This is a genomic window from Bradyrhizobium sp. JHI2711 (assembly GCF_056156565.1).
In genome coordinates, this window is record NZ_JBPZPT010000002.1 from 439564 (window position 1) to 461859 (window position 22296).

Sequence of the window (22296 nt, forward strand, 5' to 3'; positions counted from 1 at the left end):
CGGGGCGCGACGAAGTCGCGAGCCCGGAATCCATTCATCCACGAACGCTGACGCACGATGGATTCCGGGCTCGCGCTGCGCGCGCCCCGGAATGACAGTGGAAAGAGCCGCGCGCTACTTCGTCAAATGCTTCGCGAAAAAATCCATGCTGCGCGGCCAGGCGATGTCTGCGCTGGCCTTGTCGTAGCTGGCGCGCTCGTCGCAATGGAAACCATGCTGGGCGCCTGGATAGATGAAGACCTCCACATCCGGCCGCTTCGACTTGATGGTCTCGACATCGGCGAGCGGAATGCCGGCATCCTTCTCGCCGAAATGCAGCTGGGTCGGCACCTTCGGCGTCTCGTCGGCGAAGCGCACGACGGCGCCGCCGTAATAGCCGATCGCAGCCTTCAGGCCGGTCAATCGCGTCGCCGCGACGAAAGCGATGCTGCCGCCTAAGCAAAAGCCGATGATGCCGACGGGCCCGATGCTCTTCACCGCATCGATCGCAGCTTGCGTGTCGCGCAGCATCGCGGCCCAGTCCGGATTGGCCACGAACTTGCGCGCCTCCGCGATCTCGTCGGGCGAATAGCCCGACTGGAAGTTCGGCGCCGTCCGGTCGAAGATCGACGGCGCGATCGCGACATAGCCTTCCCCGGCAAGGCGGTCGCAGACCGAGCGGATGTGGTGATTGACCCCAAAGATCTCCTGGATCACCACCACCGCGCCCTTCGGCGTGCCGGCGGGATCAGCGCGATAGGCGCCGAGCTGGAAATTGTCCGAGGCTGTCAGCTTGATGTCCTGTCCCACGCGGGTTGTCCTTCTTGGTTGGTATTGATCCGAGGTCGCGTTCGTTCCACGCGCTCGTCATGCCCGGGCTTGTCCCGCCTGCGCGCCGAAGCCGCTTCGGCGAGGCGAAGGCCCGGGCATCCACGTCTTGTCTCAGCGCGAGAACGTGGATGGCCGGGACAAGCCCGGCCATGACGATCCGGAATATCGGCGCTCAACACTACTCCCACATCCAGTTCTCGCCGTAATCCTCCTTCCATCCGGCCAGCCGGCCGTGGCGGAATTGCAGGAACAGGCGATGGCGATAGGGGATCAGGCCGCTGCCGCCGATGTTGCGCAAGGCGAGATAGATCTCGTGGCCGGGACGTCCCCGCACATATTGCAGCCTCTGCCCGAGGGCGCGCGCGGTCTGTTCGGCATCCATGCCGAAGGCGAGCGGCGTGTTGTTCGACAAGGTCGTGACGAAGGGCTGGCGCGGCGGCACGGCGCCGATCGGCTCGGCCTGTGCGGATAGCGACAGCAACATCGTCCCCGCAGCCAGCATCATCAGCTTCATCGCCTGTGTCCCTGCTCGATCGGCCTATGCCGGCAAGTTCTTCAGGAAAGGCACGACCGCGTCAACAAAAGCCTGGGGCTGATCGATGTTGACGGCGTGGCCGGCGGCGGGGATCACGACCTTTTGTGCGCCGGGGATTTTTGCGGCCATGTAGTCGGACGCGGCGAGGAACGGGGTGTCGTCGGCGCCGACCACGATCAGGCTGGGCACCTTGATCTCAGGCAACAGCTCCATCACGCGCGCATCGCGCTGGGTCAGCATGCCGCGCGCGGCGAGCGCAAGCCCGCTGGCGTTGCGATGGTTCGCGGTGGCGCGCTCGCGCGTCGCCGCTTTCAAGACATCGAGGCCTTCGCGGTCGAGCCGGTCGGCGGTCGCAAGCGCCCGCGCGTTCCAGGCTTCGCGCGCATCGTCCTTCCTGAAGCCGGGGCCGGTGTCGATGATCAGCAGCGCGCGGGCCCGCTCCGGATGTGCGCGATAGAACGCCAGCGACATGTAGCCGCCGAGCGAAAGCCCGCCGATGATGGCGCGCTTCGCGCCGACCGCATCGAGGATCGCCGCCATGTCACCGACCGTGAGGTCTTCGCTATAAGCACTCGCATCGTCAGGGTAATCGGACTGGCCGTGGCCGCGCATGTCCCACAGGATCAGCGTGTGGTCCTTCGCCAGCGCGTCGATTTGCCCATGCCACATCGCCGAGGTCGAGGAATAGCCGTGGGTGAGCAGCAGCGGCGGCCCGTTGCCATGAACCTCGTAGTAGATGTTGACGCCGTCGCGATTGATCTCCGGCATTGTTCCTGCCCTTTCTTTTTTTCTCGCCGCGACATCGGCGCACCCTCTCCCCTTGTGGGAGAGGGTGGCTTCGCTGAAAGCGAAGCCGGGTGAGGGGTCTCTATCCGCGCATGACTCTCTCAATGCGAGTGCGCGGATACAACCCCTCATCCGGCGCTTCGCGCCACCTTCTCCCACAAGGGGAGAAGGAAGAAAGCGGCGGCAGCTGCACCTTAGCTCGCTAAGTTACCTCGAAGAAACTGCCTGAATGCGATGGCACGCATGCCGGAGGCATGCGCTGTTGTGTTCAGTGGCTGCGTCGACGCCCTTGGCGCGGCGCACAACGGGCGAGTGTGGCGAGCGCTTTTTCGACTCGTTCCAAATTGCATTTGCCTCCGCGTCGGAACGCGATCATTCTCGCCGGCAAGGCTGACGCCAGCCCGGTGGGCGTCAGCCATTCAAATTGCCGCCGTAAGCGGCTTCATGCACCGGCAGGGGAAGACGCCTATGCCAACTCTCACCATCAACGGGCGGAGTCTGTCCGTGGATGCGGCGAACGACACGCCGCTCCTCTGGGCGATCCGCGAGCAATTGCAGATGACCGGTACCAAGTTCGGCTGCGGTGCCGGGCTGTGCGGTGCCTGCACCGTGCACGTCAACGGTGAAGCCGTGCGCTCGTGCCAGACCATGCTCAGTGACGTCGCCGGCAAGAAGATCACCACCATCGAAGGTCTCTCCGCCAAGGGCGATCATCCCTTGCAGAAGGCCTGGATCGCCGAGCAGGTGCCGCAATGCGGCTACTGCCAGTCCGGCCAGATCATGCAGGCGGCTTCGCTGCTCGCCAAGAATCCCAATCCGACCAAGGAAGAGGTGGTCGCCCATATGGACGGCAATCTCTGCCGCTGCATGACCTATTCGCGGATCCAGAAGGCGATCATGCGCGCCGCATCCGAGATGCGCACCGCCTCGGCCACCTCGAGCGAGCGGAGGCCCACATGAACGAGCATGTGAAGAAATTGACGCCCGAGACGACGGATCTCAGCCGCCGCTCCTTCCTCGTCGGCACCGCCGCGACCGGCCTCGTGCTCGGCTATGCCGGCGTGCCCGGCATCGAATCGGCAGCCGCCGCGCCCGCCAATTTCGAGCCGAGCGTGTGGTACGCGATCGCGCCGGACGGGCTTGTGACCGTGACCTGCGGCAAGGCCGATATGGGCCAGCACATCGCCTCCACCATGGCGCAGATCGTCTGCGAGGAATTGGGCGCGAAATGGAGCGACATGCGCGTGCAGCTCGCCTCCAACGATCCCAAGTTCAACGATCCCGTGCTGGGCGCGCAGATCACCGGCGGCAGCTGGTCGACCATGATGAACTTCGAAGCGATGAGCCGGGCCGGCGCCGCCGGTCGCATCGCATTGACCGAAGGTGCCGCCGCCGCCATGGGCGTGCCGGCATCGGAGCTCGTGGTGCGCGATTCCATGATCGTGCATCCGAAATCGAAGAAGCAGATGTCGTTTGCCGATGTCGTGAAAAGCGGCAAGGCGACGAAAACCTTCACGCCCGACGAGCTGAAGGCGATCAAGCTGAAATCGCCGGACCAGTACACCATGATCGGCGTCTCGGTTCCGCAACTCGACATCCCCTCAAAGACCAACGGCACGGCCAAGTACGGTATCGACGTGATGCTGCCGGGCATGGCCTATGGCGCCCTGGTCACGCCGCCGGTGCGCTTCGGCGCCACCGTGAAATCGGTCGACGACAGCGCGGCAAAGAAGGTGTCGGGCTTCATCAAGGCCGTCACGCTCGACGACAAGACCGGCACGACATCGGGCTGGGTCGTCGCCGTCGCCAGCACCTACGCCAACGCCAAGAAGGCGGCCCAGGCGCTGAAGATCGCCTATGACGCGGGACCGAATGCGAAGGTGTCGAGCGAGTCGCTGCTCGACGAGGCCAAGCGGCTCCAGAAGCTGGACGATTCCGGCCAGTTCTTCGTCAAGGACGGCGATCCCAATGCAGCCTTCGGCTCGGCGGCCAAGGTGGTGGAGGCGGAATACACCACCAGCATCAACATCCACGCGCCGCTGGAGCCGATGAACGCCACCGCGGAGTTCAAGGGCGACATCCTGCACATCTATTCCGGCAACCAGTTCGCAACGCGCTCCGGCGCGATCGCGGCGGGCGCTGCCGGGATCGATCCGAAATTCGTGGTCATGCACCAGATGTGGCTGGGCGGCGGCTTCGGCCGGCGTCTCGATGCCGACATGATGATTCCGGCGGTGCAGGCGGCCAAGGCCGTCGGCAAGCCGGTGAAGGTGATCTATTCGCGCGAGAACGACATGACGATGGATTTCTCGCGTCCGCTCACCTATCAAAAGGTGAAGGCCGGCGTGGACGGCGATGGCAAGCTCATTGCGATCAGCCACGACGTGGTCTCGGCCTGGCCGACCGCGCGCTGGGGAATCCCCGATTTCCTGACGCCCTCGGTCGACAAGAAGGGCCCGCTCGATTCCTTTACGGTGAACGGGGCGGACTTCTTCTACACCGTGCCCAACCATTATGTGCGCGCGATCAAGAACGAGCTCGCGCACAACGCCACGCCCTCCGGCCAGCTTCGCTCGGTGGCGCCGGGCTGGACCTTTTGGGCGGTCGAAAGCATGATCGACGAGATCGCGGCGGCGACGGGCAAGGATCCCGCCCAGTTCCGCATCTCGTTGCTCGACGGCGCCGGCAAGAACGACGGCGGCGCGCAGCGCTTGCGCAACACGCTGCTCGCCGCGATGGGACTGTCCGGCTACGGCACCAAGCAATTGCCGAAAGGCGAGGGCATGGGCGTCGCCTGCGTCTCCTCGCAGGAGCGGGCGACCGCGAGCTGGACGGCGTGCGTGGCTCACGTCGCCGTCGCGCCGTCGGGGGAGGTGACCGTGAAGAAGCTCACGGTCGCAACCGACGTCGGCACGCAGGTGCATCCCGACAATGTCCGCGCCCAGGTCGAGGGTGCGGCGCTGTGGGGCCTGTCGCTGGCGATGTACGAGAAGGCGACGCTGAAGGACGGTGGCATCGAGCAGACCAATTTCGATGGTTACACGCCCTTGCGCATGAGCCAGACGCCCGAGGTCGCGATCGCCGTGATCGCCAATGGCGAGAAGGCCACCGGCGTCGGCGAGCCCGCGGTCACCGTGGTCGCGCCGGCCATCGGCAACGCCATCTTCAATGCCAGCGGCGCCCGCGTCCGCGCCCTGCCGATCACCGCGGAAGCCGTGAAGGCGAGCATGAAGGCGTAAAGCCGCGCTGCGATTGCCAAATGGACTGATCCGCCGGAGGGCAACCTCCGGCGGATTTGTTTTGGAGCCGCCTCCACACCCTCACCGTCATGCCCCGGCTTGACCGGGGCATCCAGTACGCCGCGGCTTCTCGGTTTCAGCCGGACCGTCACGGCATACTGGGTCGCCCGGTCAAGCCGGGCGACGACAGCGGAGGGCGGGGCGATAGCGTTCAAAATTCCCCTTATCCATCAATGCCCGTTCTACTGTGCATGGGGTTGTTTTCGCCGGTTGTGAAATTCCCCCCTGAACCCCAATCCGTAAAATTGCGTGCGATTCCCCAAGGTTCCATTGAGCACGCCTCTTAAGGGCCGGAGAACCTGATCCGGCTTAGGCTCATCGGCCAATACGCCCGAGTTTCCGGTCCTTGTGGGGGAAGCCATGAACGCCACAGCCAAATCCGCCGCCAAACGCCGGCTTCTGCTCGCCTCCGATCGGAGCGACGGGAGCAGCGAGCTCGCCAGCATCCTGAAAGCGGTCGGCGACGTCTCCACGGTGAAGACGGACGAGATCCCCGCCCAGCCCTCGCGCGATCTCTCCGGGCTCGTGGTCGACATCAACCTGCGCTCGCCCGACAGCGTGCAGCGGGTGCGCAACAAACTGCGCGGCGATGCCTATCGTTCGATGCCGCGGCTGTTCGTGCTCGCGGACGCCCTGCATCACGGCACCATGCAGGCCTGGGCGTTAGGAGCCACCGACACCATCTCACGGCCGCTCCAGGCCGAGGCCATCCTGCAGCGCATTCGCGCCGCCTTCCCGGACACCGCGGCCTATGACGCGACCGATCGCGGCAAGACGCTCAACCGCGGCGTCGAGGCGGCGCATGCGGTGCTGACCAAGATGTTCGAGAAGCTGCCGCTCGGCGTGGCCCTGACCTTCGACGACGTCATCGCCGCCGAGAGCAAGATCCTGAAGGCGATCAAGCATTCCTCGCTGCGCGAATGGCTCACCACGGTCGGCTGTCACCATGTCGGCAGCTACCGCCATTGCCTGTTCGTCACCGGCTTCGCCGTCGCCTTCGCCCAGCATCTCGGCATGCGCGAGGACGACCAGCGCCGCCTGACCCGCGCCGCGCTGCTGCACGACGTCGGCAAGGCCTTCGTTCCGGCCTGGCTGCTCGACAAGCCCGGCAAGCTCACCGACGAGGAGATGGCTGAGGTCCGCCAGCATCCGCGCCGCGGCTATGATGCGCTCGCTGCGCAAGGCGGCTTCCCGCCGGAGATGCTGGACGTGGTGCTGCATCACCACGAATTCCTCGACGGCTCCGGCTATCCGAACGGCCTGTCGTCGAACCAGATCAGCGACATCGTGCGCCTGACGACAATCGTCGACATCTACGCCGCGCTGGTCGAGAAGCGCGCCTACCGCATGCCCTTCACCCACTCCCGCGCCTTCACGATGATGGAAGGCATGGGCGGCAAGCTCGACCAGCAGCTGCTGCAGGCGTTCCGTCCGGTCGCGCTGGGGTCGTTTTAGTCGGGATGCCGTAGTCGTAGGGTGGGTTAGCCTCGCGGCTGCGCGAAGCGCAGGCGCCAGGCGTAACCCACCATGCCTCCGCAATTGCCGAACGAAGTAGGTGGGTTACGCCTTCGGCTAACCCACCCTACGAGATCACCCCACCAGCTTCCGCAGCTCCGCCTTCGCCACCTTCTCCAGCGTCGAGCGCGGCATGTCGTCGACGAGCCTGATCTCGCGCGGCAGCTTGAAGTCGGCGAGGCCCTTGCGGCAGGCTTCCATCACGCGATCATGCAGATCGGGCGCAGCGCCTGCGACGCCGCCCTGCGGGATGATGAAGACCACCGGCACCTCGTCCAGCATCGGGTGCTTCTTCGCCACCACCGCGGCCTCGCGCACGCCCGGCACGAGCGCGATCACCTGCTCGATCTCGGAGGCCGCAACGTTCTCGCCGCCGACCTTCAGCATGTCCTTGGCGCGGTCGCCGAACTTGATGAAGCCGTTCTCCAATCGCTCGACGCGGTCGCCGGTGAGGAAGAAGCCGTGCTCGTCAAAACTCTCGCGCGTCGCCTTCTCGTTGTGCAGGTACTCGGCGAACAGCGACAGGCCGGGGATGCCCCTGATCGCGAGATTGCCGGTGTCGCCGACCTCCGTCGGCCGTCCGTCGTCGTCAGTGATGCGGATCTGATATTCGGGCGCGGCGCGACCGATCGACATCGGGATGTTGGGCTGATCGACCTCGCCGACGATGCCGTGGGTGATGGTCTCGGTCATGCCCCACCAGCCGATCATCTTGACGCCGAAGGCGGCAAAGGCCGGCGGCTCGTTGATGGCGGTGCCCCACAGGCGGAACTTATGGTCCTTCGGGATCTCCTGCTCGAGCAGTGCCTTCATGCAGAACGGGATCGTCGAGGTCCAGGTCGCGCCGTGCTCGCGCGCGACGCTCCAGAACCGGCTGGCGGAGAAACGCGGCTGGATCACGCAAGTGGCGCCGACCCACAGCGCCGCCAGCATGGAATAGGCCAGCGCATTGGTGTGGAACAGCGGCAAATACGCCTGGTGCACGTCGCCGGCGTGAAGGTCCTCATGCGCGGCGTTGATCTTGGCGCCCCACAGCGCGTTGGCATGGGTCCACAGCACCGCCTTCGGCCGCGACGTCGTGCCCGAGGTGTATTGCACGCTGCATGGCGCGAGCGGATCGGTCGCGCGCCGGGGACGATCGGTGCTGTCGGCGAACAGCGATTCGAAGCTGTCGCCGCGCGAGACGCCCCGCGCGGGCGCCGCGCCCGCATCATGCGAGGTCACCGCGAGCCAGCGTATGTTGCGGCAGTTCTGCGCGACGGCTTCCGCATAGGCCGGCTGCGTGATCGCGGCGACCGCGCCGCAATGATCGGCGAAATACGCGATCTCGGCCGGCGCCGAGCGCGTGTTGGTGGTGACGGCGACGGCCCCGAGCTCGACGCAGGCGAACCAGGCCAGCATCGCCTCGATGCAATTGTCGAGATGAATGAGCACATACTCGCCCGGCTTGACGCCGCGCCTGGCGAGGCCGGCCGCGAGCGCGCCGACGCGCTCGTGAAACTCGCCGTAGCTCCAGCGCCGCGCCGGCGCGTCGAACGGCGCCCAGATCAGGAATGGATGATCACGCCGGACTTCGGCGCGCAGCTTGAGCAGCCAGGGCACGTCGAGCCCGTCGAACGGGCCCACGATTCCAGCTGTGGTCTGTTGAACTGGCATGGCTCCTCCCGGTGCAGCCGCATCTTGCCGGCGGCTGTCTTTTGATGATTGCGTCTTCCTGCCATTGGACGACGCGGGACGCAATCGGGGGTATGCGTGAGCGCGCTCTCTCCACCGTCATTGCGAGCGCAGCGAAGCAATCCAGACTCTCTCCACGGAGGCAGTCTGGATTGCCTCGTCGCAAGCGCTCCTCGCAATGACGGCGTTCGGGGGCGCGGCGGCCCTATCAGCCGGCGTCCCCGTACGACGAGATCTCGATCAAACTTCCATCGGGATCCCGGCAATAGACCGAGCGCAACGTGCCGCGGGCGCCTTGCCTCGGGCCCGGACCTTCCTCGATCGCGACGCCATGTGCCCGCAAATGCGCCACCACCTCGTCCGGCGTGGCCGAGGTGAGAAAGCACAAATCGTCGCTGCCCGCCGTCGGTTGGTCCGCGGTGAACCACTCCACCTTGCCGGCATCGCGCTGTCGGACGTTGATCCTCTGGTTACCGAATGTAAGGAAAGTCCGCGGCGCTTTGCCGCCGCCGGGATCGAACACCTTGACTTCCATGCCGAGAATCTTGCCGTACCACGCAGCACTTGCCGCGACGTCGCTGACATTGATCACGAGATGATCCAGGGCATGAACCTTGACCGGCATGTCTCATCCTTTCGTCGTGATGTGCCCCGCGCACTTTCCGCACGCGGCAAGCTTTGTTACAACCGCAGCGACGTGGCTTTCAAGCCATCCGACTTCAAGAACAACACTGGGAGAACCCTTGAGATGATCACTCGCCGTACCGCGCTGGGCCTGCTCGCCGCCAGTCCGCTTGCAGCCACCCCGCTGTCGAAGGCCCTTGCCGCCGATTATCCGGCCCGTCCGGTGAAATGGGTGGTGGGCTATCCGCCGGGCGGCGCCACGGACATCCTGGCACGACTGATCGGCCAGCGCCTGTCGGAAAAGCTCGGCCAGCAATTCGTGGTCGAGAACAAGCCCGGCGCCGGGAACAACATCGCGACCGAATCGGTCATCAATGCCGAGCCCGACGGCTACACGCTGCAGCTGGTCAACCCGGCCAACTACATCAACGCCTCGCTCTACAAGAATCTCAAGTTCAACTTCGTGAACGATATCGCGCCGGTCGCCTCGTTCCAGCGCGTGCCGAACGTGATGACCGTGAACAAGGATGTGCCGGCCAAGAACGTCGCCGAGTTCATCGAGTATGTGAAGGCCAATCCCGGCAAGGTGAACATGGCCTCATCCGGCAACGGCACCTCGGTGCATCTGTCCGGCGAGATGTTCATGGCCATGACCGGCTGCAAGATGCAGCACGTGCCCTATCGCGGCGCCGCGCCCGCGATCACCGACATGCTCGCCGGCCAGGTGCAGGTGATCTTCGACAACATGCCCTCGATCATTCAGCACATCCGCTCCGGCAGCCTGCGCGCGATCGGCGTCACCACCACGGAACGCTCGCCGCAGCTGCCCGACGTGCAGCCGATCGCCGACACCGTCAAGGGCTATGAGGCGAGCGCGTTGTTCGGCATGGGCGCGCCGAAGAACACGCCGAAGGAAATCATCGCCAAGCTCAACGCCGAGGTCAACGCGGTGCTCAAGGAGCTTGACATGGCCAAGCGCCTGGTCGAGCTCGGTGGCGAGCCGCGGGTGCAGACGCCCGAGGCGTTCGGCGAGGAGATCAAGGCCGAGACCGAGAAGTGGAAGAAGGTCGTCGACTTCGCCGGCCTGAAGGTCGAGTAGAAATCTCGTGATGACGAGGAAGAGAGCCCTGCCGTTCGGCAGGGCTTTTTTCTTGGCTGCATTGCCAGCAACCCGATCACGCTCTCGTGCGGATCCGCGCCTGCGCCTTCCGGCTTGACGTTGTCGCGCTCGCACCTATACTAAACCACATGGTTAAGTATCAGGACGAGACGCTGGACCGGACTTTTGCGGCGCTGTCAGACCCGACGCGTCGTGCCTTGCTGGCGCGCCTCGGCGAGCAGGACGGCCTGTCGGTGAGCGAGCTGGCGGCCCCGTTTGCGGTATCGCTGCCGGCGATCATGAAGCATCTCGACGTGCTCACCGATGCCGGGCTGATCGTGCGCGAGAAGACCGGGCGCACGGTCGCCTGCCGGCTGACCGCGCAGCCGATGGAGCAGGCGATGAACTGGCTCAATCGCTATGCGCAGTTCTGGTCCCACAATCTCGATCGCCTTGCCGCCTTCGTGGAGGAAGAGACATGGCCAACGCAACCGCCAACACCGCCGAACGCCCGGCAGAACGACCAAGCCTCACGCTCACGCGCCGGCTCCGCGCGCCGCCGCAAAAGGTCTACGCCGCCTGGACGCAAGCCGCGCAGCTAGCGCAATGGTTCGGGCCGCCGAACATGAAGCCGGCGACGCTTCAAGCCGAGCTCGACGTCCGCGTCGGCGGCCGGTTTCGCATCAGCTTCACGGGGGACGACGGCGAATACTTCGAGGCCGGCGGCCGCTATCGCGAGGTGGTGCTGAACGAGCTTCTGGTCTTCACCTGGGCCTGGCACTCGACGCCGGAGCGTGAGTCGCTGGTGACGATCTCGCTGAAGCCGGACGCTGCCGGCACCTTGATGATCTTCCATCACGCCCAGTTCTTCGACGAGACCGCGCGCGACAACCACCAGCGCGGCTGGAGCTCGATTTTCGACAAGCTCGATGCTTTCGTCGCCTGATCCCAAGGAGAACGCCATGCAGCAACATCAGATCGTTTCGCGCGAGCAATGGATCGTCGCGCGCAAGGCCCTTCTGGTCCACGAGAAGGAATTGACCCAGGCTCGCGAACGGCTTGCCGACGAGCGCCGCCGGCTCCCCTGGGTCAAGGTCGACAAGGCGTACGCATTCGAAGGGGCGAACGGCATTGTGTCCCTGGGCGATCTGTTCAAGGGCCGGCCGCAGCTGATCGTGCAGCACGTGATGTTCGCACCCGATTGGGACGCGGCCTGCAAGAGCTGTTCGTTCTGGGCCGATGGGTTCGAGCGCATGGTGCCGCATTTGGCCGCGCGCGACACCGCCATGGTTGCGGTCTCGCTGGCGCCAAGCGCAAAGCTCGAAGCCTTCAAGAAGCGGATGGGCTGGACCTTCGACTGGGTTTCCTCAGGCCGCAACGACTTCAACCGCGATTACGGCGTGACGTTCTCACAGGAAGAGGTCGCGACCGGCAAGCCGATGTACAATTTCGGAACCACGCCGTTCTACGGCCCCGAGCTGCCCGGCATCAGCGTGTTCTTCCGCGACGAGGCCGGCGCGATCTTCCACACTTATTCCTGCTTCGCCCGCGGCCTCGACATGATGAACGCCGCTTATCAATATCTCGATCTCACCCCGCTCGGCCGTCACGAGGAAGGCCTGCCTTATCCGATGGACTGGGTGCGCCTGCGCGACCAGTACGAGCCGCAGCCGGCGAAGGCGGCGTGCTGCCACGGGTGAGGGGAGCGCTCGACGCACATCAAAGGTGTCATCGCCCGGCTAGACCGGGCGATCCAGTATTCCGAGACGGCAGTGATGAATCGAAAGGCCGCGGCGTACTGGATTCCCCGCCTTCGCGGGGAATGACAGCTACGGGTGAGGTGCAGGGTGTGCCTTGCCCCGATAGCTACCGCTTCGCCTCCGCCTGCTCCGCCGCGTTGCACGAGATCAGCATCGTGTACGGCCGGGCGTTGGTGGCGATGTCGGTGGTCTTGAGCTCGCTCTTTGGCTCGGCGGTCTGATAGGGCACGATCGAATTGTCGAGGAAATCGCGCAGCACTCCGGTCTTGATGGCGAAATTGATGTTTTCAGGGATGTTGCCGGTCGCCACCGCGATCCGCAAGGCTGGAATCTTGCCCGTGACCACGCCCACGACCTGACCCGTGTTGTCGAACAGCGGCCCGCCGCTGTTGCCAGGCTGCACGGGTGCGCTGATTTGCAGGAAGCGCGAGTCGTTGCGCATGCCGCTGAGCGAGCTCACGATGCCGGTGGTCACGCTGAAGTCCGAGGTCAGGATGCCGTGATAGGGAAAGCCGATCGCGATCACGGAATCGCCGGAGCGGATCGAGCGGTCGCGGATCCGGGCAAAATCCTTGAAGGTCGTCGTCGACGGCGCCTGCAACAGGGCGAGGTCGTTGTTGGCATCGCTCGAGACGACGCGCAGCACCATTGCGGCTTCGCCGGTGAGATTGCCTCTGACGTCGCCGACGCAGCCGTCGATCACATGATGGTTGGTGACGACGTGCCCGCTCGCGCTGACGACGAAGCCGCTGCCGCTCCTGGCTCGGGCGGGTTTGCCGCCGGCCGGCGCTGCCGTCTGCTTCTCCGCCGTCGCCGCCGGCTTGGCCGCACCCTTGGTGAAATCGCCGGCCTTGCTGAGCCCGTCTGCCTTCACCCGCGTGACGCAGTTCGCCAGCGCCGCGATCAGGGGCGCCGTCGACGTCAGCACAAATTGGAGTGGCTTGCTCCCGTTGGTCGTGATCACCATCAGGCTTGCCTTCTGGAAGGTGCGAGCGACGTTGGGGGGCAGCATGGTCGTCACCATGTTGGGGGTGCCGGCGGTCGCAAACAACCTCGCCTGCTCCTGGCCGTCGAAGATGAAGTCGATGGGCGCGGTATCGCCCTTGTTGAAGCGAAAGCTGGGGCTGGCAAAGCTCAGCAGCCAGGAGCCGGCCGCATTCTGCGCGACGAAGAGACTCACGCCGTTGGCGTAAGGTGCGGTCGCCGCGCAATGGGAGAACGCGCCCGTCTCGTCATTGCTGAATGCGCCGCCGGCCCAGTTGCCGACATTGACGGTGCCGAACGGCCCCGCCGCGTTCGCCCCGAACCCACTCACCTGCAACACGAACGCAACGACCAACGACCTCAACCACATACCAGCCCCCGGCAAACGCACTTGCATCCATCTTATCCGCGAGGGCAGGGCAGGCGCAACCGTCAGTTGTCCGCTCCCGTTCGGCTGGCCGCGACAATTCGGGCTTGCACATACTTTGCAGTGCCGTATACTTTGCGATACAAAGTAACGGGGCCGTTGCCTCGTAATGTCCGGGTGGAACGAGGTTTTGGCGTTGCCCATGCGCGATCTCGACAAGGCGCTGGCCGACATCGTGACGATCCGTAGCCAGATCGCGGCAGGCACCGCTTTCCGCGGCTACGGCCCGGCGACGATGGCGGCGACCGGCGCCGTTGCGCTCATCACCGCCGTCCTGCAATTCTGGCTGTTGGATGATCCCACCGGCGAGCCGCTCGTTTTCTTCATCGGCTGGTTCATCGCCGCCGCGCTGTCTGGATTGATCATCGGCATCGAGATGCGCGCCCGGTCGCGACGCCATCATTCCGGTCTCGCCGATGCGATGATTCACCAGGCGGTCGAGCAGTTCCTGCCGGCGGGCGTTGCCGGCGTTCTGCTCGCGGTGGTGATGTGGAAGTTCGCGAGCGAGACGCTGTGGCTGCTGCCGGGCCTGTGGCAGATCCTGGTGTCGCTCGGCATCTTTGCCTCGGTCCGCTCGCTGCCGCGCACGGTGGCGCTCGCCGGCGCCTGGTATTTCGTGTCCGGCTTCGCGGTCGTGGTGCTCGCGAGCCGAACCCACACGCTGTCGCCATGGACCATGGGCCTACCTTTCCTGATCGGCCAATCGCTGATGGCGGCGATTCTGCATTTCGCGTCCGGAGACAACGATGTCGAAGACTGACAGCGCGCCCTTCTCCTATGAAGGGCTCGACCGCGTGATCCACGAGAAGGCGAGGCTCGGGCTTCTGACCTCGCTGATGGCGCATCCCAAGGGGCTGGCGTTCGGCGATCTCAAGCAGCTCTGCGGCCTCACCGACGGCAATCTCAGTCGGCACCTTGCCGTGCTCCAGGAGGCCGGACTGGTCGAGGTGACCAAAGGCTACGAGGGCAATCGCCCGCACACCAGCTGCCGCCTCACCAAGGCCGGCCGCCGCCGCTTCCTCGACTATCTCGCCGTGCTCGAGCGGCTGGTGCGCGACGCGGCGAAGGCCGCTGGCCGCGAAGCGCCGCCGCTCGGCCGTCTCGGCATCGCCTCGACCTGATCTCCCCTTTTTTGACCGGAGACTTTGCAATGCAAAGTGACATCACGTCCCGCAACGAGAAGCTTCATGTCGGCATCATCATGGACGGCAACGGCCGATGGGCGACGCGGCGCGGCCTGTCGCGCGTGCGCGGCCACGAGGCCGGCGTCGAGACCATCCGCCGCATCGTCGAGGCCGCGCCCAAGCAGGGCATCGGCACGCTGACGCTTTACGCCTTCTCCACCGACAATTGGCGGCGGCCGAAGGCCGAGGTCGCGGCGCTGATGACCCTGCTGCGCTTCTACCTCGCGAACGAAGTGCAGAGCCTCGTCAAAAACGGCGTGCGCCTCTCCGTCATCGGCCGCCGCGATCGCCTGCCCGACGGCATCGCCGCCGCGATCGCGCGCGCCGAGGCGGCCACCGCCGATGGCCGCGCGCTGCATGTGCGCATCGCCGTCGATTATTCCGCGCGCGACGCCATCCTCAATGCCGCGGCGAAGGCGGCCGCGCTGACCAGCCTGACGCGCGAAGCCTTCTCGCAGCTCGTCACAGGCGAGGCTGGCCTTCGCGACGTCGACCTCATCATCCGCACCTCCGGCGAGAAGCGGCTGTCGGACTTCCTGCTTTGGGAAGGCGCTTATGCCGAGCTGCACTTCACCGAGCGGATGTGGCCCGAATTCGACGCTGGCGATCTTGCCGAGGCGCTCGCCGCCTTCCATGGCCGCGAGCGCCGCTTCGGCGGGCTGCAAGCCATTATGCCCGGAGAGGCGCCCTCGCTCTCGCAGGTGTGAGGCGCCTCGGCGCCCGCCGGCTCCCCCACCGATTGCCGCCCGGCACGGATCGTGCTCTAGTCTTCCGGCGTTGTGTACCCCTGCGACGGGAGCGTTCGCACCATGCGCGCAGTCCTCGATTACTGCACCGGCGGAACGGAGCGGCAGCTTGCCGCCGGCACCATCATCGTCGCCGAGGGGGGCACCTCCGGCCATCTCTACGTGCTGATGCAAGGCAGGCTCGAGGTGCTCAAGGCCGAGATGGTGGTCGCCACCGTCACCGAGCCCGGCGCGGTGCTGGGTGAGATGTCCGTGCTGCTGGGCCAGCCGCACACCGCAACGGTACGGGCCTGCTCCGACGCCATCGTCTACGAATTCGAGGATGCCGCCGCGTTCCTCGAGAGGGAGCCGGGCGTGGCGCTGCTGATCGCAAAAATGCTGGCGCAGAGGCTCAACGTCGCCAACACCTACCTCGCCGATCTGAAGCGGCAATATGCCGGCCACGGCACGCATCTGGCCATGGTCGGCGAAGTGCTCCAGAGCATGATCAACCTGCCGCCGGCTGAGGTTTCGCCAGGCTCGGATCGGCAATCCGATCCAAGAATGTGAGCCAGTCGGGCGGCGCCTCGATGGGGGCGGCGGGCCGCCGCAACGGCGCATTCAGGTCGATCCATTGCGCCTCGCCGGCCGCCAGCCAGAACGCCTTGCCGGCATCGAGATCGAGCACGATGTAGGTCGGGGGACGGCCGGGTTGCAGGCCCGTGTTGAAGACCCAGGTCTGGCCCAGCCGGTCGAACCACGATCCATTGCTGATGAAGGGCGATTGATGCACATGGCCCGAGATCACCATCGACGGCTGGTATTGCATGATCCACTGCACCAGCTCGACGTCGCCGAAGAAGCGCTTGCCGCCCCAGCTCGTCGGTGAATCCGCCGGCGGCGCATGATGCGCCCAGATCCAACGCTGCGGCCTGACGGCTGCGGCATCGCGCAATTGCTCGATGAGGCGTTGCTTGACCTGAGGTCCATCCCACCACGGGCACACGGTGAACAGGGTATCGCCGACCGTCAGGCCGTCGCCGTCGCAGGCGATGCCGAGCTCGCGCACCTCCGAGATCCAGCGCGAAATCTTCTCACCTTCGGCGTTGCGCTCGTCGAGATCGTGATTGCCGGAGCAGAGGATCACGCGGGTCGTCGCGGCCAGCAGCGCGAGATACTTCTTCACCACCACGATCTGGGCGCGGAAATCCACCATCGAGCCGATGTCGAGCGCGTCGCCGGCGAAGATCACGAGGTCGAATTGCGGCGCCGCGCTGACCAGCCAGTCGAGTTGCGGCAGCGAATAGTGCAGGTCGGCCACGACCAGGCAGCGCATGGGAAATCCGACGGCGAGAGATCAAAATGTCAGGGAATTCCAAAAACGGCATAAAGCAAGAAGCAGACCAGCCCGGCCGCCCCTTTGCATCAATCCAATGAGCGACAGCATGCTGCGTCCCGTCGCAGAGCGCAAGGGGCGGCAATGCGGGGGGCTGGACCGGATCGCCGAATTCTGGTGTCGTGGCCTGCCCTCAACACCCGTGTTCACATGACCCCCTTCAAGACCATTCGCGCCCGCGCCGAGAAGCGCAAGGGCGGGCCCAAGGCGCTGGACAAGTTGATGCCGGCCAAGCCGGACCTCAAGCAGCTGGCCAAGCTCGGCGACGATCGTATCCTCGCCGAAATGACCAAGCGGGTGTTCTGCGCCGGCTTTGCCTGGAGCGTGATCGATTCCAAATGGGACGGCTTTGAGCAGGCCTTCCTGCATTTCCAGCCCGCCAAGCTCACCTTCCAGCCCGAAGACTATTGGGAGGGCCTGCTGCGCGACGCGCGCATCGTGCGCAACGGTGCCAAGATCATGTCAGTGCGCGACAACGCCGCCTTCGTGCAGGAGATCGCGAAGGAGCACGGCAGCTTCGGCAAGTTCCTGGCGAAATGGCCGTCCTCCGACGAGATCGGCCTGCTCGATCTCCTCAACAAGCGCGGCAGCCGGCTGGGCGGCAACACCGGCCAGATGCTGCTCCGCTTCGTGGGCTGGGACGGCTTCGTGACGTCGAAGGACGTCGTGGCCTGCCTGCGCGCTGCCGGTCTCGACATCGCCGAGGAGGTCAAGTCGAAGGGCGATCTCGCCAAGGTGCAGGCGCAGTTCAACGCCTGGGCCGAGGAGTCCGGCCTGCCGTACACATATCTGTCACGCATCTGCGCGCTGTCGGTCGGCGAGAACAGCAGCGAGTAGCGCGTAGATCGATAGATCGTGTGCATCCTGTGGCGATCCTGTGCCGCGAACGCGGCCGATGAAACCCCGCGATCACGAAATACATTTCGCAGGAACATTTGTCCGCAGCACCTGTTCGGGACTCTGAGCCAGGCGCATAAGGGCGCAGGGAATGCTCGCTCCCGCCTGGCTCGATGAAACCGGATACAACAACGGAGCAGCTCATGAAGCTCACATCTGAACAGGTGAAGCAGACCGTCAACCAGCTCGGCGCTCAGGTGCTGCCCGACGAACATCCGGCGATGCCGCAGCTCAACAGCATGTTCGGCGAGCACACCTTCTTCGTCGACGAGATGGGCCTCAAGGTGCTCGAGCCGACGGGATCGCTCGGCAGCGACCGCGAGAGCGGCGAGGTCGTCAGCCTCGCTGATTGGGGCGATTCCGACCTGACGCGCCTGATGGCGCATGAGCCCGAACCGACCGGCGTGATCGTGGTGTTCGAGCATATGAAGCATTGAGTACCCTCGCGCGCGATCGACCTCAATCGGTGGCGGGTCGGAAGATCCGCCGCCGTTCGTCGCGCCTGGTGCGCTCTGTCGCCGAAGCTTGGGCCGCGTTCAGATGCCCAGCGTCAGCTGCGGCTCCGACTCGCCGGCGGCGTGGAGCGACGACAGCGAGACCCCAAGCAGCCTGACGCGCTTGGGCAGCGGCATCTCGGCTTCGAGCAGGCCGCAGGCCAGCCGCTCCAGATCGTCGCGTCCGGCAACGGACGCCGCGACGGATCGGCTGCGCGTGATGATCTCGAAATCGGCGAATTTGATCTTCAGGGTGACGGTGCGGCCGCGATTGCCCGTCGCCTCGCAATGCCGCCAGACCTTGTCGACGAGCGGCCTTAGCTCGGCGGCAAGCGCGTCGAACGCATCGAGGTCGGTCGAGAACGTGTTCTCCGCGCCGACGGATTTGCGGATCCGGTTGGCGCGGACCGGCCGCTCGTCGACGCCGCGCGATATCCAATAATAATACGCGCCTGACTTGCCGAAATTCGCGTTCATGAACTCCAGCGATTGGTTGCGGATGTCCCGGCCGGTGAACAGGCCGAGCGCGTTCATCTTCGCAGCCGTCGCCGGACCGATGCCGTGGAATTTGCCGACCGGCAGCGGCTCGACGAAGGCCGGCCCCATCTCCGGCGAGATCACGAACTGGCCGTTCGGCTTGCGATGATCGGACGCGAGCTTGGCCAGAAACTTGTTGTAGGAGATGCCCGCCGACGCGGTGAGGCCGGTCTCCGCCTTGATCTTCGCGCGGATCTCGAGCGCGATGTCCCGCGCCAGCGGGATGCCTTGCAGGTTCTCCGTCACGTCGAGATAGGCTTCGTCGAGCGACAGCGGCTCGATGACGGGCGTGTGCTCGGCAAAGATGTCGCGGATTTGCCTGGAGATCGCCTTGTAGACCTCGAAGCGCGGCCTGACGAAGATCAGGTCGGGACATTGCCGCTTCGCCGTCACCGACGGCATGGCCGAGCGGACGCCGAACTTGCGAGCCTCGTAGCTCGCAGCCGCAACGACGCCGCGTTCCGCGGAGCCGCCGACCGCCACAGGCTTGCCGCGCAGCTCCGGATTGTCACGCTGCTCCACCGACGCATAGAACGCATCCATGTCGATATGGATGATCTTGCGGACAGGCGAGGGCTCGCCGGTCGTCGGGTCGGATTCGCTCATGGAAAGATGATACAATCGCGTGGGGAGATGCGCGAGCCGAGGGATGCTTCCGTCGATCCGGCGGCTGAATTGAGCTGCACTATCGCGGCAGGGCAAAGCCATCTCAGGCTTGCGACGACAGCCGCTCGTCAGTTCCGTTCAGTCGAGATGGCTTCGGCTCGGCCGCGATCGCTTGGGAGAGGCAGAGGCCCCTACTTGCCACGGATGAACTCAAGGAGCTGGCTTGAGGCTCCGTCGCCAACGCGCTGCGCACCTGCGACCGTGAGGTGATTGACGTCCCAATAGAGCCAGAGGCCGTCCATGGCGGTCGGACACTCGGCTTCTCCGCACAAATAGCGTTCTGGATAGAGCAGAAAGACCTGGTTCGGATAGCGGCTCCGGATCTCCTCGAGCATGGCGTGGAATTCGCGATTGTCGGCCTGCACGCGATCGAGGGGCACGGCAGGACAGGGCTTGCTTGGCGCGTGCCAGAGGGGTCCCGGTGCGAAGCGGGACATCGGACTGCGGCAGCCCGGCTCGACTCCGGGCGCTATGATCAGGATGCGTCGTCCGCTGCCGCCCAGCTCATGGATCGTGTTCTCGATGCCGGCCCGCCAGACCTGCAGGGCCGGTGCATTGACCTCCGGCGCGAGCTCGTTGCGGAGCGCATCGCCGTAGGTCATCCAGGATTGACTGAGCACGATTGGAGCCTGGTTCTGCCTGATCGCGGCGAGGTAGGTATCGCGCTGGCGTTTGCAGTCCTGCGAGCCGTCGAACGCTGTTCGCACCAGCCCGACGAGCAACGGACAACCTTCGGCCGTATAGGCTTCTCCCCGGACGGCGGCGCGCTTTGCCGCCGGGTCCAGCGCTGCGACATAATGCTCGGCGAAGGAGTCGCCGAGCACTTGCACCCCGACGGGGCCGCTCAATGAACCGAAGGCACATTTCGATTGTGCGCTCTTGGCGCACGGCCAGAAGCCGAAACGCTGCAGATCGGCGACCTCGCGGGCCTGTGCCGGGAGCCGCCATGGCCAGCCATCTTGGCGGTTGGCCACAAATGCAACAATCGCGAGCGCGACGATCGTCGCGGCGGCGGGGCCGGCGACTCGCAGCAGTGACGAGCGACCCGCGCGATACGGCTGTTCGATCAGCCGATACATCAGCACAGCCAGCGTCATCGCGAGGGCGACGATCAGCGCTTTCACCGCAACCGACTTGGCGTCGTCGCCCAGGATGTAGTTTGCGTAGACGATCAGGGGCCAGTGCACGAGGTAGAGCGAGTAGGACACCAGCCCGATCCCCGCACTCAGCGGATTGGTCAGAACAGGCGAAAGGACGTGACGCTCGCCCGCCAAGATCACGCAGGCTGCACCCAGGCATGGGATGAGGGCCGTCGCGCCAGGGAAGGAGGTCGCACTGTCGAAGCTGACGATCGCGTAAGCGATCAAAGCGAATCCGGCGGCAGCCAACAGCGAGCGCGCTCCGGCCGGGAAGGTCAGCCTCTGCTCAGCAAAGATGACCAGCGCTCCGATCGCAAATTCGAAGGCGCGACAGGTCGGCAGGTAGAAAGCACCCGAGCTGTCGGTTGCGAGTGTCGCTTGCGCGACGCCGAGCGAAAGAATTGCGATGCCAAGAATGAGCAAAGGCAGTGCGCGACCGAGCAATCGGCGCCCCAGCAGAATGAACACGGGCCAAAACAGATAGAATTGCTCCTCGACGGCCAGCGACCAGAAGTGAAGCACGGGGCTGGGATCGGTCGAGTTGGCGAAATAGGCGTGGCTGCCGCGCCAGAAGTAGAAATTCGAGACCGATACCAGCGTAGCCACGGCGTCTTGAGTCAGGCCCTTGAAAAGCTCCGGGGAGAACCAGAGGCCACCGACGGCCAAGATGCCGATGATGGTGACGATCGCTGCGGGAAAGAGGCGCCGGATGCGGCGCTCGTAAAATCGCTGGAGCGAAAATTCGCCGCGATCTGCCTCGCTGAGAATGATCCGAGAGATCAGATAGCCGGACACGACGAAAAACAGGTCGACCCCGACGAAGCCGCCGCCGAACGGCGGAACGTCCAAGTGATAGAAGAATACGCTCAAGACGGCGATCGCCCGGAGCCCGTCAATGTCGCGTCGATGGGATAGCTTTGTAACCAAGTGCTGAATCCACTGGCGGCGGTTCGTCCGACTGCGGATCCGCGCGCGCCCGCTTGCCTTTACCGCGCCCGCATGCGTTCCTCAACCGCAGGACGGGCCGAATTCCCCCCAATCGGGCTCGCCCCGGTCAGTCCGTCTCCGTCAACGTCGGCAACCCATCCGACGCTGCTGCGAGAAGACGCAGGACTTTGCCATGGCGCTCAGCGCATCGCTTCTCGTCGCACGGCCGCGGCTGCGCCAGGCATCGAGTCGGATTGGCTCATGGAAGGATGTTACAATCGGATGATGAGAAGGGCGAGGTGACGGATGCTTCAGTTGTTGGTCTTCGTGGCGGGCGTCGTCGGCACCGGCTGGTTAATCGGCGCGACCAATCCCCCCGGTGAATGGTATGCCGGCCTTGCCAAGCCGAGCTTCGTCCCGCCGAACTGGGCGTTCCCGATCGCCTGGACCATCCTTTACGTTCTGATCGCTGTTGCGGGATGGCGGACCTTTCGCCGTGAGCCCAGGGGCAAGGCGATGCTGGCCTGGGCGGCGCAAATGGCGCTCAACTTCATTTGGTCTCCGGTCATGTTCACGATGCACCAGATCGGCGCCGCGCTCGTCATTCTCGTCGGCCTGTTCATCGCGATCGTGACCTACATCGGTCTCGAGCTGTCACGCGACAGGCTCGCCGCCGCATTGTTCGTGCCCTACGCAGCCTGGGTCGCGTTCGCCGGTGTGCTCAATGCGGCGATCTGGCGCTTGAATTGAGGCGCTGGGTCTCGACCGATTCAAAAAACAATCTCAGGCTTGTGAGTGGCAAGCATGGGCACGCGACC

22 protein-coding genes and 1 pseudogene are annotated in these 22296 nt (G+C 65.1%); 14 read left to right on the top strand and 9 right to left on the bottom strand.

Annotated elements, in window-relative coordinates; all coding sequences use genetic code 11:
• Nucleotides 1-114: 114 nt before the first annotated feature.
• The 3 genes from ACTEK7_RS14605 to ACTEK7_RS14615 all read right to left on the bottom strand — a co-directional run bounded on the left by ACTEK7_RS14605 (nt 115) and on the right by ACTEK7_RS14615 (nt 2113).
• On the bottom strand, nt 115-789 hold the full coding sequence (locus ACTEK7_RS14605) for a dienelactone hydrolase family protein (RefSeq protein WP_225148456.1): 675 nt from the start codon (nt 787-789) through the stop codon (nt 115-117).
• Between the two features lie 199 nt (nt 790-988).
• Nucleotides 989-1324, bottom strand: a complete 336-nt coding sequence (locus ACTEK7_RS14610; protein WP_225148455.1) for a hypothetical protein — start codon at nt 1322-1324, stop codon at nt 989-991.
• Nucleotides 1325-1348: 24 nt separating this feature from the next.
• Nucleotides 1349-2113, bottom strand: a complete 765-nt coding sequence (locus tag ACTEK7_RS14615) for an alpha/beta fold hydrolase (protein WP_225148454.1) — start codon at nt 2111-2113, stop codon at nt 1349-1351.
• A 486-nt stretch (nt 2114-2599) separates the two neighbouring features.
• Between ACTEK7_RS14615 and ACTEK7_RS14620 the strand changes: the two genes are divergently transcribed.
• From ACTEK7_RS14620 to ACTEK7_RS14630, 3 genes are all read left to right on the top strand, one after another.
• Nucleotides 2600-3091, top strand: a complete 492-nt coding sequence (locus ACTEK7_RS14620) for a (2Fe-2S)-binding protein (RefSeq protein WP_025033225.1) — start codon at nt 2600-2602, stop codon at nt 3089-3091.
• Nucleotides 3088-5370, top strand: a complete 2283-nt coding sequence (locus ACTEK7_RS14625; protein ID WP_225148453.1) for a xanthine dehydrogenase family protein molybdopterin-binding subunit — start codon at nt 3088-3090, stop codon at nt 5368-5370. Before ACTEK7_RS14620 ends, ACTEK7_RS14625 begins: the two co-directional genes overlap by 4 nt.
• Before the next feature lie 420 nt (nt 5371-5790).
• Nucleotides 5791-6885, top strand: coding sequence for an HD-GYP domain-containing protein (locus ACTEK7_RS14630; RefSeq protein WP_036002556.1), 1095 nt, complete (start codon nt 5791-5793; stop codon nt 6883-6885).
• 135 nt (nt 6886-7020) lie between these two features.
• Here ACTEK7_RS14630 and ACTEK7_RS14635 read toward each other — a convergent pair whose 3' ends face one another.
• Nucleotides 7021-8601 carry an ATP-dependent acyl-CoA ligase gene (locus tag ACTEK7_RS14635; protein WP_225148452.1) on the bottom strand — a complete coding sequence of 527 codons (1581 nt, stop codon included), beginning with the start codon at nt 8599-8601 and terminating at the stop codon, nt 7021-7023.
• 226 nt (nt 8602-8827) lie between these two features.
• Nucleotides 8828-9244, bottom strand: coding sequence for a VOC family protein (locus ACTEK7_RS14640; protein WP_036002526.1), 417 nt, complete (start codon nt 9242-9244; stop codon nt 8828-8830).
• Between the two features lie 123 nt (nt 9245-9367).
• Here ACTEK7_RS14640 and ACTEK7_RS14645 point away from each other — a divergent pair, with 123 nt between their 5' ends.
• From ACTEK7_RS14645 to ACTEK7_RS14660, 4 genes and pseudogenes are all read left to right on the top strand, one after another.
• Complete coding sequence (locus ACTEK7_RS14645) at nt 9368-10342, top strand: Bug family tripartite tricarboxylate transporter substrate binding protein (protein WP_225148451.1); 975 nt, start codon at nt 9368-9370, stop codon at nt 10340-10342.
• A 149-nt stretch (nt 10343-10491) separates the two neighbouring features.
• A complete protein-coding gene (locus tag ACTEK7_RS14650) occupies nt 10492-10944 on the top strand; it encodes an ArsR/SmtB family transcription factor (protein WP_036002521.1) in 453 nt (150 codons plus the stop codon).
• Nucleotides 10945-10952: 8 nt separating this feature from the next.
• Nucleotides 10953-11288, top strand: a pseudogene (locus tag ACTEK7_RS14655) (SRPBCC family protein); the annotation flags it as partial.
• A gap of 16 nt (nt 11289-11304) precedes the next feature.
• Nucleotides 11305-12042 (top strand): DUF899 domain-containing protein, encoded by a 738-nt coding sequence (locus ACTEK7_RS14660; RefSeq protein ID WP_225130185.1) that lies wholly within the window; start codon nt 11305-11307, stop codon nt 12040-12042.
• A gap of 166 nt (nt 12043-12208) precedes the next feature.
• Here the strand turns inward: ACTEK7_RS14660 and ACTEK7_RS14665 are convergent, their stop codons facing one another.
• The gene (locus ACTEK7_RS14665) at nt 12209-13456 is read right to left on the bottom strand and encodes a S1C family serine protease (RefSeq protein ID WP_225148466.1); all 1248 of its coding nucleotides are present in this window, start codon (nt 13454-13456) and stop codon (nt 12209-12211) included.
• A 199-nt stretch (nt 13457-13655) separates the two neighbouring features.
• Between ACTEK7_RS14665 and ACTEK7_RS14670 the strand changes: the two genes are divergently transcribed.
• The 4 genes from ACTEK7_RS14670 (at nt 13656) to ACTEK7_RS14685 (ending at nt 15992) form a co-directional block, all read left to right on the top strand.
• On the top strand, nt 13656-14273 hold the full coding sequence (locus ACTEK7_RS14670; protein WP_036002509.1) for a hypothetical protein: 618 nt from the start codon (nt 13656-13658) through the stop codon (nt 14271-14273).
• On the top strand, nt 14260-14634 hold the full coding sequence (locus tag ACTEK7_RS14675) for a transcriptional regulator (protein ID WP_036024038.1): 375 nt from the start codon (nt 14260-14262) through the stop codon (nt 14632-14634). Before ACTEK7_RS14670 ends, ACTEK7_RS14675 begins: the two co-directional genes overlap by 14 nt.
• A 29-nt stretch (nt 14635-14663) precedes the next feature.
• A complete protein-coding gene (locus ACTEK7_RS14680; protein WP_225134682.1) occupies nt 14664-15404 on the top strand; it encodes a di-trans,poly-cis-decaprenylcistransferase in 741 nt (246 codons plus the stop codon).
• Between the two features lie 102 nt (nt 15405-15506).
• Complete coding sequence (locus ACTEK7_RS14685) at nt 15507-15992, top strand: Crp/Fnr family transcriptional regulator (protein WP_057025890.1); 486 nt, start codon at nt 15507-15509, stop codon at nt 15990-15992.
• Here ACTEK7_RS14685 and ACTEK7_RS14690 read toward each other — a convergent pair.
• A complete protein-coding gene (locus ACTEK7_RS14690; RefSeq protein ID WP_036002503.1) occupies nt 15931-16758 on the bottom strand; it encodes a metallophosphoesterase family protein in 828 nt (275 codons plus the stop codon). The genes ACTEK7_RS14685 and ACTEK7_RS14690 overlap by 62 nt on opposite strands.
• A gap of 210 nt (nt 16759-16968) precedes the next feature.
• On the opposite strand from ACTEK7_RS14690, the gene ACTEK7_RS14695 reads away from it, so the two are divergent.
• Together ACTEK7_RS14695 and ACTEK7_RS14700 are read left to right on the top strand one after the other, a co-directional pair.
• Nucleotides 16969-17655 (top strand): DNA-3-methyladenine glycosylase I, encoded by a 687-nt coding sequence (locus ACTEK7_RS14695; RefSeq protein ID WP_225144879.1) that lies wholly within the window; start codon nt 16969-16971, stop codon nt 17653-17655.
• 203 nt (nt 17656-17858) lie between these two features.
• Nucleotides 17859-18152, top strand: a complete 294-nt coding sequence (locus tag ACTEK7_RS14700; protein ID WP_036002585.1) for a hypothetical protein — start codon at nt 17859-17861, stop codon at nt 18150-18152.
• A gap of 99 nt (nt 18153-18251) precedes the next feature.
• Here ACTEK7_RS14700 and dinB read toward each other — a convergent pair whose 3' ends face one another.
• Both dinB and ACTEK7_RS14710 read right to left on the bottom strand, forming a co-directional pair.
• Nucleotides 18252-19352 carry a DNA polymerase IV gene (gene dinB, locus ACTEK7_RS14705; protein WP_036002491.1) on the bottom strand — a complete coding sequence of 367 codons (1101 nt, stop codon included), beginning with the start codon at nt 19350-19352 and terminating at the stop codon, nt 18252-18254.
• Between the two features lie 191 nt (nt 19353-19543).
• The gene (locus ACTEK7_RS14710; protein WP_225148450.1) at nt 19544-21478 is read right to left on the bottom strand and encodes an acyltransferase family protein; all 1935 of its coding nucleotides are present in this window, start codon (nt 21476-21478) and stop codon (nt 19544-19546) included.
• A 306-nt stretch (nt 21479-21784) separates the two neighbouring features.
• Between ACTEK7_RS14710 and ACTEK7_RS14715 the strand changes: the two genes are divergently transcribed.
• Entirely contained in the window at nt 21785-22228 is a 444-nt protein-coding gene (locus ACTEK7_RS14715) for a TspO/MBR family protein (RefSeq protein ID WP_036002487.1), read from the top strand.
• Nucleotides 22229-22296: the final 68 nt, after the last annotated feature.